General features: G+C 39.7%; 8 protein-coding genes and 1 other annotated feature. Of the genes, 7 read left to right on the top strand and 1 reads right to left on the bottom strand.

The genetic code is table 11. The annotated features are described in order from the left end of the window. Positions 1-136: 136 nt before the first annotated feature. From VZF35_RS09380 to ileS, 7 genes are all read left to right on the top strand, one after another. Complete coding sequence (locus VZF35_RS09380; RefSeq protein WP_407313023.1) at positions 137-457, top strand: hypothetical protein; 321 nt, start codon at positions 137-139, stop codon at positions 455-457. A gap of 164 nt (positions 458-621) precedes the next feature. Next, the gene (locus VZF35_RS09375) at positions 622-2,487 is read left to right on the top strand and encodes a SpoIIE family protein phosphatase (RefSeq protein WP_407313021.1); all 1,866 of its coding nucleotides are present in this window, start codon (positions 622-624) and stop codon (positions 2,485-2,487) included. Positions 2,488-2,518: 31 nt separating this feature from the next. After that, positions 2,519-3,064, top strand: a complete 546-nt coding sequence (locus tag VZF35_RS09370) for a SiaB family protein kinase (RefSeq protein ID WP_407313019.1) — start codon at positions 2,519-2,521, stop codon at positions 3,062-3,064. 10 nt (positions 3,065-3,074) lie between these two features. Next, the gene (locus VZF35_RS09365; protein ID WP_407313017.1) at positions 3,075-3,452 is read left to right on the top strand and encodes a DUF1987 domain-containing protein; all 378 of its coding nucleotides are present in this window, start codon (positions 3,075-3,077) and stop codon (positions 3,450-3,452) included. A gap of 39 nt (positions 3,453-3,491) precedes the next feature. After that, on the top strand, positions 3,492-5,141 hold the full coding sequence (locus VZF35_RS09360; RefSeq protein WP_407313015.1) for a diguanylate cyclase domain-containing protein: 1,650 nt from the start codon (positions 3,492-3,494) through the stop codon (positions 5,139-5,141). Positions 5,142-5,677: 536 nt separating this feature from the next. Next, a complete protein-coding gene (locus VZF35_RS09355) occupies positions 5,678-6,856 on the top strand; it encodes a hypothetical protein (RefSeq protein WP_407313014.1) in 1,179 nt (392 codons plus the stop codon). Between the two features lie 334 nt (positions 6,857-7,190). Further along, positions 7,191-7,418 (top strand) — a binding site (T-box leader). 77 nt (positions 7,419-7,495) lie between these two features. Further along, a complete protein-coding gene (ileS, locus tag VZF35_RS09350; RefSeq protein ID WP_407313012.1) occupies positions 7,496-10,597 on the top strand; it encodes an isoleucine--tRNA ligase in 3,102 nt (1,033 codons plus the stop codon). A 129-nt stretch (positions 10,598-10,726) separates the two neighbouring features. On the opposite strand, the gene VZF35_RS09345 is transcribed toward ileS, so the two are convergent. Then, the gene (locus tag VZF35_RS09345; RefSeq protein WP_407313010.1) at positions 10,727-12,028 is read right to left on the bottom strand and encodes an aminotransferase class I/II-fold pyridoxal phosphate-dependent enzyme; all 1,302 of its coding nucleotides are present in this window, start codon (positions 12,026-12,028) and stop codon (positions 10,727-10,729) included. Positions 12,029-12,267: the final 239 nt, after the last annotated feature.

The raw sequence follows: 12,267 nt of genomic DNA, 5'->3' as shown, positions 1-12,267 counted from the left end.
TAATACCTCAGCAGAACTCTGTAATTTTACCATCGCATGACTAACGTGCGATGGTTTTTGCGTTTCATAACAAAAAAATGTCTAAAGGTGGGAGTATAGTTGTATTAATAACTTATGAAATGAAAGGAGAAGAATAGTGTCGATTTTAAAGTTAAGTTCAGCGGAAGTGCACTCCCGTGGTCACCATAAAGTAAAACAGGGAATCTTCATTAATGTGTTTCTAATTACTACAATTATGCTCTGTGCTCTGGATTTATTGGTTGCATCGATACGCGGCGACTCTTTAGCCAGTTACACCAAGTATGTTCTTATTGATCTGATCCTTACAGTAGTTAGCCTCTTCTTTTGTTCAGATCTAATAATTAAGAAGGAACGGAAGGTATTAAGCTTTTTCCTAAGTTATATGCTGTTTTTATGGTCCTGCTTGGCGATTATCAAATTGGTATGCTTAACCTGATCGTTAAATTGAATTTCCTAAACGTATCGGTCTAGACCGTTTCCAGTACAGGGACGGTCTTTAAAAGTTTAAATAAATCAAGCTTAAATAATAAGCTGTTTGCCCCTGAGAAAATTGGTAATTCTTATTTATTGAGGGAGGAGTATATCAGGATTTGGCGAATTGTGATAGGTGTTAATTTGCTGAGAAAGGTCAAAATGCCTATGAAAAAGTCCCCATTTGGTAAATATGAGAAAATTGTCAACAAGGGTACTATGAATGTAATCTTTTTCGCATGTAGTATTATTATCATCGCAATCTTGATAACAGGAATCTCCAGTTATGCTATCGTTAAAAAAGCCATGATTGATAAACTTCAGAAACAGGATCTCGTCTATATTTTAAAGTCTATTTCTACACAAATTGATGAGAGGATCGATAGAGCCAAGGAGACATCTCTAATTCTTGCCGATAATCCTGAAGTCATACAATGGTTTGAGGACGGGGAAACCGATAAAAAATTCGAACCCTTGTTCATCGAGCAAATGACCCATGTTGCCAAAACCCTAAACTACACAGTGTTTTTTACCAACCGTAAGACTGGTCATTATTGGACAAATTCCAATTTACTTACAGATACTATGAATAAAGATGACACTGCAGATCAGTGGTTTTATAAGACATTGGCTTCTGGGCAAAAAATAACCCTAAATATTGACCATAACAATGTACTTAATCAAACGAACCTGTGGATCGATACTCTCATGGGCGACATTCATGAGCCGGCAGGGGTTGCCGGAGTAGGAGTTGACCTTCAAGATATATCCACTGAATTTAGTAATTACAAGATCAGTGACAAGAGCAATTTATGGCTTGTGGATACAAACGGTAAAATCAGTATTTCAGAAGACATTGAACAAAGCGGGGGCCGTCTCCAAGATTATTTACCTGACAAAGTATCAAACGAAATTAAGAACGACGCTGCTCAAAGCGGAGATAAACCTACTGTAATCAGTTATCAAGATCAAAGTGGACAAAAGGATCTGATCTTTCAAAAACTCACATCTTGCAATTGGATATTGATCTTTCAAATAGATCGCTCAGAAACTATGGGATTCCTTAATTCCATCATGATCAGCACCTTCGTGAGCATCACCGTGGTCCTGATTTTCTTAATCATTGTTTTCTATGTCGTTTCTACCAGAATCGCCAATCCCTACAAGAAATCGGTTCAACTAAATCTTGAATTAGAAAAGGAGGTTCAAGAGAGAACTTCAGAGATACGGGCACAGAACAAGAAAATGACAGAAAGTATTTATTACGCCAAAACAATCCAAGAATCTATTTTGCCTTCGTCTGAATATCTTCAAAAAATTCTAGCCAATCATTTTGTCTTATGGAGACCAAGGGATATTGTGGGTGGGGACTTTTATTGGTTGAGAGAGACAGACGATGGCTGGGTTATGGTAGTAGGTGACTGCACGGGTCACGGTGTTCCGGGGGCGTTAATGACGATGGCCGTCAACTCAATTCTCAGCAATATTATGTCTCAGAACGAAATTCCGAGTCCAGCTGTAATCATTAAGGAACTTAACAGACAATTAAAAGATGCGCTAAATAAGGAAAAAGGGGACCATTCAACCGACGATGGCCTGGATGCTGCTGTTTTGAGTTATGATAATAGGGGAAGATTGTTGTACGCAGGAGCAAAAATGAGTATGTATGTAGCATCATCTGGTCAAGTAACCGTATACGATGGTCATAAGAGCGGCATTGGTTATATTAAATCTTCATTTGATGAGGATATGTTTGACGCAGGGGTCCGGATTAATCGCGGAGATCGAGTATATTTGACGACAGACGGCTATGTTGATCAGAATGGCGGTTCTCACGATTATTCTTTTGGCAAAAGCAAGTTTCGAAAAAACATCTCTCATACTTTAAAACTTTCGATTTATGAGCAAGGCAAGTGGTTGGAGAAAGTACTTACTGATTATCAGGGGCAGGAGCCACAGAGAGATGATATTGTCGTTGTAGGAATAGAATTTTAAATTATTTTATTGAGAAAGAAGGGAAAATTGGATGATCCATCTTCAGCATCTAAAAAAGTCACTTGAAGAATATCGTGTTTTGATATGCTTCTCAGGCCAATTCTCGCAGGGGATTGTCGAACAGCCGTGCGATTCCATCAAAGGACAAATGAGTGAAGGTGTTGGAACAAAGCAAAATCCCATGAAGGTAATCTCAATTTTCGTAGAGCAAGCCCAAAATATTATTAACTATAATCAAGCCAATAAAAACCATAAATATTATGAACAACTCTTAGAATCGAGCATTGTTACAATAGGTAGGAACGCGGACAGTTTTTTTGTGACTTCCGGGAATATTATTGACAACAACGATTTGGCACCTCTCATTCAAAAGATTGATCACCTTAACTCGCTTGGATCAGCAGAGTTGAAAAGCCTTTATAAAGAAGTCATGAAAAATGAAGGGTTTCAGGAAAACGAACGAAGTGCAGGGTTAGGCTTGATTCATATGGCCCGGAAGGCCAAGACACCTCTCGAGTATCAGAATTATCGGATCAACGATGAGTTATCTTATTTCCAAATCAATGTGAATAGTTAGGAGCTGAAATATGATGGAGAGGTTAATTATCAAGGAATCAAAAAGCACACCCCTTGTAGATTTTGATCCGGACAAGGGTTTGTTATTAATAAAGGGACAATCCTATCCCGAAGATTCTTTTGGATTTTTTAAGCCAATTATCGAATGGCTAAAAGTCTATTTGTCAGAGGCCCCCAGTAAAATTTTGCTGGAGTTTGGATTAACCTATATAAATACAAGTAGTTCAAAGTGCATTATGATGTTTCTCGATGCCCTTGAAGAGGCCTATGAAAAGGGCTTGAATATAGATTTAAAATGGTTCTGTAATGAAGAGAATGAATATGAACAAGAATGTGCTGAAGAATTTCAGGAGGATTATACCTTCCCCTTTGAAATTGTTTTAAGTTAATTCTAGGTTATTAATAAATTTTAAGGTTAAAAAAAGGGGGTGATACCGATAAAAGAATATAGAACGACCGTAAATATCTTTGAAGATGAAATGGCGATATATCATGAGGCAAAAGAGTATATACAGAAAACTGATTCGACGAATGCTGAACTTATTACCAAATTTGATAGTCTTACTGACCAATATTGCCGCTTGATTAACATAACCCGGCGGCTGTGCAGCATTAGCGATGTGCAAAGCAGGGATCTAAAAAGACGAGAGCGAGAAATACAAAACCTTCTGGATCATTCGGATCAGGGCTTTTTGACCTTCGGCAAAGACTTGCTTGTTCATAAAGAGCATAGTTCGGAATGTATCAGAATATTTAACAGAAAGATCGGACATGTAAATATATTGGAACTTCTACGCAGTCAAAACGAAGAACAAAATAGACTACTTGCTGATGTTTTACATAGGGTTTTTGAACTTCACCAAGGGGAAGAACAGCTATCCTGTTTAAGTGAACTTCCTAATTTGCTTAAGATTCGTGGGAGTTATATCAATATTAAGTACAAAATGATTTTCGATGACCTAGAAGAGCAGACTCAAATATTAATGGTTATTCTTACGGATATCACGGAAAAAAGGAAAGTTGAAGACCAAGTTTTATATTTGAGTTATCACGATAAGTTGACCTCACTTTTTAACAGAGCATATGTGGAAAGTATTATTCCTCAACTTCAACTTGACTCTAATCTTCCCTTAAGTATTGTCATGGCCGATTTGAATGCTTTGAAGCTTGTTAATGATGTATTTGGACATGAATCAGGAGACAAATTAATTGCCAGAGCTGCTAAAGTATTCCTTACCTGTTGTCGAAAGAGCGATATTGTCGCTCGATGGGGTGGGGATGAATTTATGATGATACTCCCCGGCGCCAATCAGGAAGCTTGCTCGAGGATCTGCAATAAGATTATGGAAATGTTTAGGACCCTTCCGGCAGATCCTGTCAATTTAAGCGCTTCTTTAGGTGCAGCTACGCTAGACAATTGGGAGACAGACATTTTCAGCCTCATCGGCGTGGCAGATAGTGTAATGTACAGTAATAAGCTGATTGAGCGAAAGAGAACTATGGAAACGATCGTACTCAACGTAGAAAAGGTCTTGCAAACGAAATGCCCTACCTATAACGAGCATAACGCCCGGATTGACGCCTTAGCTCGCCGATTTATAGAACTGCCAGGTTTAGTACTAAGCCCTCAGGAAATTGTTCATCTGCTGTCGCTCGCTCGTTTTCATGATATAGGCAAAGCCGCCATGCCTGTCGAACTGTTACGGAAGACAACCTTTTTAACTGAAGATGAACTAAAGATTATGCGTAAATGTTCTGAAATCGGCTACAGAATGGCCCATTCTATCGGAGAACCGATTTTAGCCCAGGCCATTTTGGCATTTCATGAACAATGGAGTGGAGGGGGTTATCCCTATGGCCTGAAAGAAGAACAAATCCCTCAAATTTCTCGAATTATTTCAATGCTTGATGTCTTTGATCTCTTAACCCATGATCAGCCGTATAAACGTAAAAAAACCCCTCAAGAGGCTTGTCAAGAATTGAATCGATGTGCTGGAGTCCAGTTCGATCCTCGTTTGGTGAAGCTTTTTCTAGATAACTTTGGAATCTTGTTCTCAGAGGACAGTTCATGTAAATAAGTCTCGTTGCTGATAAGGAAACGTGTTAGGGGTGAGTTCATGATAATAATGGATTCAAAGACAATCCAGTACCTTCAAAAAAGAACTGTTTCAATAATTCTTGATCTGAAATCAATTCCATCAATGGGTGGATGAGCTTGTTCTGCAGAACGCGTAACAGGTGGTTACGAACCGAAAATCTATTTGCGTCAGCCACGGGCCGATGAACTTTTAAAATTTAATCTTCACGAAATAGAGTCACTAAAAATCTATTGTTCACCAAGAATTGGTGTAGCAAAGGGATACTCAGGCATTGAAATAAAACTCAGGAAACTATTGCTATTTAAATGGTTGGAGATAGCAGAGGCTAGTGTGACTATATTGAAACAATGACCGTTGACAAATTGTTCACAAAGATACCATACTTTATTCATAGGAACCACATATCCTTAACCTAAAAAAGTAGTAAATTACTACTATGCAATAACTCTGATTTTCATCAGAAGATTGAGTTACTGCAAATATTAAGGAGGTGCTAGGTTTCAATAATGAAGAGAATGAGTAAAACAAAAACCATTGTAATAGCGACTGCTATTACAACCCTTCTATCGGCAACAGCTGTTTATGCAGCTACGACAGACAATAGTTTCGTACATGCCTCGAAATTTTCTCGAACACTTACAGGCGATGCTAAGGGTGGGTTCAAAAGCCATCTGGATAGCCTAGTATCATCAGGCACTCTGACCCAGGCTCAGGAGGACGCTATACAAACTGCAATCTCTGCAGGACAGAAGTCTGGCCCAGCAAAGGGCGACTTCCAAAAAGGACTTGCAAATAGATTTAAAACCGCTTTGGATGGACTCGTAACTGCCGGGACAATAACCTCGGATCAAGAGACAGCTATTCAAGGCGTGCTGGAAACGGCAATGAAGTCAATTGCGACCAAAGGCGAGCTTAAGCAAGGACCTTCCGACATATTTAAAACGGCACTGGATAGTCTTGTTACTGCTGGAACAATAACTTCGGATCAAGAAACTGCCATCCAAAACGCATTCACATCAGGTACGAAAACGGGTGTAACAAAGGGCGAGTTTAGACAGGGACCGGTCAGCGGATTTAAAACGGCCCTGGATAGTCTTGTTAGTGCCGGAACAATTACTGCAGATCAAGAAACGGCTATTGAAAACACGGTGACATCGGCTGTCAAAACAGGAGTAACAAAAGGTGAGTTTAAGCAAGGAGCTTCCAACCTGTTTAAGACTGCTCTAGATGGCCTCGTGAGTTCCGGAACAATAACCACAGATCAGGAAACTGCTATAGTAAACTCCCTCACAACAGGTATGACGAAAGGTGTGGCAAAGGGCGAGTTTAAGCAAGGTCCAACCAACGTATTTAAAACTGCGCTGGATAGTCTTGTAACTGCCGGAACAATAACTTCGGATCAAGAAACGGCTATCCAAAACGCGATGACGACAGCAATGAAGACAGGAGTAACAAAAGGTGAGTTTAAGCAAGGAGCTTCCAACCTATTTAAAACTGCTCTGGATGGTCTCGTTACTGCCGGAACAATAACTTCGGATCAAGAAACAGCTATCCAAAGCGCGGTCACATCGGGTATGAAGACAGGTACAGTCAAAGGCGAATTTAAGCAAGGGCCTGCCAAAACAGCTTTGGATGCTCTCGTAACGAACGGCACAATTACCCAGGCTCAGGAAGATGCTATTTTTAGCAAGTAAAATTTAGAGTAGGCCTTTCAACTCCGCATCACTTTCAACGTGGTGCGGAGTTCGTTTTTTGTCCTCCTTGTTTCTCTTTACTTTCACCATACCTTTAGTTAAACTTTGATAATAATTGAATCTCCATTAATAGGTTTATTATATTGGTAATTTTTCTATATTACGTCCAAATTTCTTAAACTAACTTTACTCACCGGGTGATTATAGGGTACAATAAGATAATCGAAATGATCAAAAACAATCGGATTAAATACAGATTTGTGCTCTTGGAATTTTCTCTTACCTGGAATATGATGTTTATACGTTTGAGTATTTTAAAATGAGATTAATATTGATATCAATTATGAAGAGGACAGTAATAAAGGACTTGGCTTTTAGAGACATAATCCTAGGCTGAAAGATTATGACGAAGGTCTTTTACGAAGATCACCTTGGAGTTGGGTGGCTGAAATAATTAAGTTGCCCCGTGTGGCATACGTTACATGTTTTAAGCGATTAATGGATTGCTTATTTGAGCAATCCATTAATAAAAAGGGTGGTACCGCGATAATTCGTCCCTAAGTCACAGACTTAGGGATTTTTGATGTTATTTACCCTATATTATTTGTTCAATCCAACTCATATGAAAGGAAGATGATCATGTCTAACTTTAAACCTTTGTCTGATCAGTCGGTAGCCAAAAGAGAAAGCGAAATAGCAGATTTCTGGGACAGGAATGAAATCCTGAATAAAAGCATCGAAATCAGGGAGGGTAAAACACCTTTCGTATTCTATGAAGGACCTCCCACGGCCAACGGTAAACCGGGAATTCATCACGTGATAGCCAGAACCTTAAAGGATTCAGTTTGCCGCTACAAGTCCATGCAGGGTTATCAAGTTAAGCGAAAGGCTGGATGGGATACTCATGGCCTTCCTGTAGAGATCGAAGTTGAGAAGCAGCTTAAACTTTCCAATAAACAGGAAATTGAAGCCTATGGAATTGCTGATTTTAATCAGAAATGCCGAGAATCTGTGTTCAGCTATGAGAAGCAGTGGCGGGAAATGACGATGCGTATGGGATATTCGATCGATTTGGATCACCCCTATGTCACGTTGAATAATGATTATATTGAAAGTGTGTGGTGGATTCTTGATCAGTTTTTTAAACAAGGTTTAATCTATGAAGGTCACAAAATCCTTCCCTATTGCTCGCGCTGCGGAACGGGATTGGCTTCCCATGAAGTAGCCCAGGGCTACAAGGAAATAAAGACTAATACTGTCTTCGTTAAGTTTAAGAAAAAAGATGCTGAAGAATACTTTTTAGTTTGGACGACGACTCCCTGGACACTTCCTTCGAACGTAGCACTTACTGTGAATCCTCAAGAAGTATACTTGAAGGTCAGACAGAATAATGAGATCTACTATGTTTCTAAGACCTTGTCCCATAAAGTGTTGGGTGAAGAGTTTGAGGTTCTGGAAGAAATCAAGGGAAAAGAGCTAGAGTTTGTTGAGTACGAACAATTAATGCCGTTTGTAAAAACGGATAAAAGGGCTTTTTTCATTACCTTAGGCGATTATGTAACCACTGAGGATGGCACAGGAATTGTTCATACCGCTCCGGCCTTTGGTGAGGATGATTACAATACCGGGCGCAGGTATAATTTGCCGGTACTTCAACCAGTCAATGAAACCGGGAAATTTGTGACGACACCCTGGGCAGGAAACTTCGTCATGGATGCGGATATAGATATCATCAAATGGTTGCACGGGGAAGAAAAACTATTTAAAAAGGAAAAAATGGAGCATAATTACCCGCACTGCTGGAGATGTCAAACTCCGCTCCTTTATTATGCTAAACCAAGTTGGTATATCGAAGTAACCAAATTCAAAGACAAATTGGTCGAGAACAACAACCGTGTTGAGTGGTATCCTGATTATGTCGGAGAAAAAAGGTTTGGCAACTGGTTGGAAAATGTCAATGACTGGGCTTTGTCAAGGAGCAGATATTGGGGAACGCCTCTTAATATCTGGAGATGCGATTGCGGGCATACCACATCCATTGGCTCCAGAAAAGAGCTGATGGAGAACTCAATAGAAACGCTCGATGAAACGGTTGAATTGCATCGGCCCTATGTCGATGATATTCACATAAAATGCTCAAAATGTGGCTCTGTAATGACTCGAGTGACGGATGTCATAGATTGCTGGTTTGATAGCGGCTCGATGCCTTTTGCCCAACATCACTATCCCTTTGAAAATAGCGAAACCTTTGATCAATTCTTTCCTGCCGATTTCATCTGTGAAGGCATTGATCAGACAAGGGGATGGTTCTATTCTTTACTTGTGATCTCGACCTTTATTAAGGGAGTTGCTCCCTATAAACGAGTATTGGTTAATGATTTAATCTTAGATAAGAATGGGCATAAGATGTCTAAGTCCAAAGGAAATACTGTCAACCCCTTTGAGCTGTTTGATCAATATGGAGCGGATGCTTTAAGATGGTATCTACTCTATGTATCCCCAGCTTGGACTCCAACTAAATTTGATATTGAAGGGCTTAAGGAAGTACAAAGTAAATTTTTCAGTACCATGAGAAATGTGTATGCTTTCTTCTCCTTGTATGCCAACACGGATAAGCTTGATCCGAGAGCATTCTTTATTGCCTACGAGGATCGGCCAGAGCTCGACCGATGGGTTATATCCAAGTATAATAGTCTTCTCAGAAACGTTGAGTTAGATCTGAGTGTCTTTGATCTAACCAAAGCAGTAAGGAAAATTCAGGAGTTTGTCAATGAGGATCTTTCAAACTGGTATATTAGACGATCACGCAGACGTTTCTGGGGTACTGAGCTCACAGATGATAAGAAAGCAGTCTATAATACTACCTATGAAATACTTGTAGGACTATCCAAACTGGTGGCGCCTTTTGCGCCCTATATTTCTGAAGAACTCTACAGAAGTCTGACTGACGAACTATCCGTTCATCTGGCTGATTATCCCGTCGCCGATACTGAGCTGATTGATAACGAATTGGAAACTAGAATGGATCTGGTGAGAAATCTAGTAGGATTAGGCAGGGCGGCTCGCGAGCAGGTGAAAATTAAAGTGCGGCAACCTGTCCAGCAGATCTTGATCGATGGCAAATATGAACGACTGATCGCTTACATGCTCCCTTTAATCCAAGAGGAGCTTAATGTTAAGGCAGTTGTGTTTGCTAAGGATTTGAGCCAGTATATGAACTTTAGCTTAAAACCAAATTTCAAAGTAGCAGGATCTATCTTTGGAGCGAAAGTAAAATTTTTAGGCAAAGCCCTGGCAGCTCTCGACGCGTCCTTCATCGTGCCTAAATTAGAAGCAGGAGAAACAGTTTCCGTCCAGGTGGAGGGTGAGTTTGTAGACTTGGTTAAGGACTATGTAATCACTAATATCACAGCCAAAGAAGGTTTTACGATGACCGTAGAGGACAATTTGTTCGTAATCCTCGACACCACACTCACCAAAGAGCTGATTGATGAAGGATATGCGAGGGAATTTGTCTCCAAGATACAGCAGATGAGAAAGAATAATGATTACGAAATGATGGACAGAATTAAAATATTCTTTGATAGTGATGAGAAAATGGCTGAAGCCGTCAAGATATTTGAGGACTATATTAAACAAGAGACTCTGGCAGACTCCATTGAGAAAATCAGTGATGACAGCTTAGAAAAACAGAACCTTAATGGCCATGAGACAGGGTTGAAACTAGAGAAGTTGTCTTAATAAGGGAAAAACTCCGCATCACTTGCAAAAAGATAAGAGTGGTGCGGAGTTCGTTGTTTTGAGTATGTTAGAAGTTCTATTAAAAATTAAAAAGAGTTATTTCAGGTGAAGCGGGTGATCAGGTGATTTTCAGATTTTTTGGCCGATTAAGTCCTTAAAACCTTGATATATAAGGTCAAAAAGCTGTTTGAGTTCTTGCTCTTCAACACATGAGAAGGCTACACGCACATCATTATCGCCTAATGAAATAACACCCACGCCATAGTGTTCAAGGAGATGAAGGCGCAGAGCTTCTGCCTTAACTCCTTGAAGTTTAAGACACATGAAGTATCCGGAATTGAACGGATAGTAGCCCCAGGCATCGTTGTAGTCTCCCTGATCAAGTATTTGTTTGACCCTACAAGCACGCTTCTTCAAAAGTTCAAATTTCTCAGCTCTTTGAGCTTCAAACTCTGTGGATTGAAGAGCATTTATCAAAAACGTTTGAGAGGGATGAGAAGCGCTGGAAATCGTTCCGCGAATAATACCTAAAGTCTTGTTTTCCAAAGCAGTTAATACAGCCGGATGTTCACAAGCATAAGTAATAAACCCAACGCGAAATCCCCAAACAAAATCTTCTTTTGTAGCTCCGTCTGCTTTAATGGCTAATATTCTAGGGTGAATATTAGCGATCTTGGCAAAGAGTGATTCTTTAATGGAATCCTCGTAAAATAACCCGAAATAAGCATCATCCGTCACAACAACTAAGTTCATTCCTTGTTGGGCGATTTCTCTCAGGGCATCGACAATCTCCGAGGCTTCTTGTTCATTCGGAGTATATCCCGTTGGATTATTTGGGAAATTAAGCAACAAAACGGCCTTTCCATGGTCTTTCTTAGAAAGTATTGCTTCTTTCATGCCCGCTGTATTGAAGGTTCCGTCCTTGGTGTAGAAAGGGAAAGTAATACTTTTCGCACCTCTGCGAATTCCGAAAATAAGGTTATAATTACCCCATAATTTATCAGGCAAAATCAGAGGGTCATTTTCATTGACGAAAAGATCGGCAACAATACTTAAGCCGTGAGTCAAAGCATTAGTGACGATAGGGTTACTGAAGGATTTCTCCTTAAGTGAAGGGTTTTCTTTGATCATTTTTTCACGCCATAGGTGTCGTAACTCAGGTTTCCCTGCAGGTGGCGCATAAGGATATAGGTTCTTAGGATCGTAGTTAATAAGTGTTTCTTGGATTACGGGTAAAAACATCGGTTGATCGTGCTCGGTTGCAATCCCTATTGTCGCATTATACCGATGAGCCTTCTGTTTAGCCTCTGCACTTTGAGTTAAGATCCCTTTCGGAAAATACAAATCCTTACCAAGATCAGATAATAATTCATAAATATGCGGATTTTCCTGCTGTATCTGGCGATTTAACTCTTGGGCAATTTCATTCATGAATGCGTCTCCCTTTCTTAAGCCACCCAATCTCTCTTAGTATAGAATAGATACGTGAGATTTATATTTAGTTATGTATTTGAACTAGATGAATCTAGTATCATTTTATTTAGCCAAGTAACTAAATTCTACACTAAAATGATTGTTTCCTCCACTATATTGTGGGATAAAAGTGGGATAAAAATCTGAAATTCTTGCTTTTGAGGGAAACTTGTACGTATTTGAGAATGAGCTAATAA

Source organism: Desulfosporosinus paludis, from assembly GCF_045689965.1.
In the GTDB taxonomy this organism is placed as follows: Bacteria; Bacillota; Desulfitobacteriia; order Desulfitobacteriales; family Desulfitobacteriaceae; genus Desulfosporosinus; species Desulfosporosinus paludis.
Note: the sequence above shows the minus strand (reverse complement) of the source record. Positions and strands in the feature narration are given on the sequence as shown.